Below are 432 nucleotides of genomic sequence, written 5' to 3'. Positions count from 1 at the left end.
ATTCAGGAGAAGCAATTTCTTGCATTGCATTTGGCTTACCATACTCAGATAATGGAGCGAAAGGTGTAGATGCTGCACGTTTTTCTAGTGTGCGGGCTCCCTTGTTTGTTGATACAGGTTGTACATTTACATATTGTTCTAGGCTATCAACCGTTTGTTTTAATTGATTAATAGTTGTCGTAATATCTTCTGGAACAATATAGCCACCATCTTTACCTGAATTCTCAGATAAGGCCGCTTTGTATTCCTGCATAACGCTTGCTTCTTCATGACTTAAATTTTGACCACGGATAGCTTTCATAAATACTTCTTTGTACGATGGATCTTCATTTTTAACTAATGATGGAGGCAAAACTCCTGCTTGTGAATTTACAGGGTCAGAAACTTGAATTTGCATCATTGCTAGATAGTTATCCAATTCATTTTTCGCGT

The 432-nt window shown here is 37.3% G+C and carries 1 protein-coding gene; it reads right to left on the bottom strand.

The genetic code is table 11. The features are described 5' to 3' along the window. Window positions 1-432 (bottom strand): phage major capsid protein (locus ACODS7_RS32645; protein WP_488828710.1); only part of this gene is annotated, 432 nt, incomplete at both ends.

This window comes from Bacillus sp. FG16, assembly GCF_057809515.1.
Note: the sequence above shows the minus strand (reverse complement) of the source record. Positions and strands in the feature narration are given on the sequence as shown.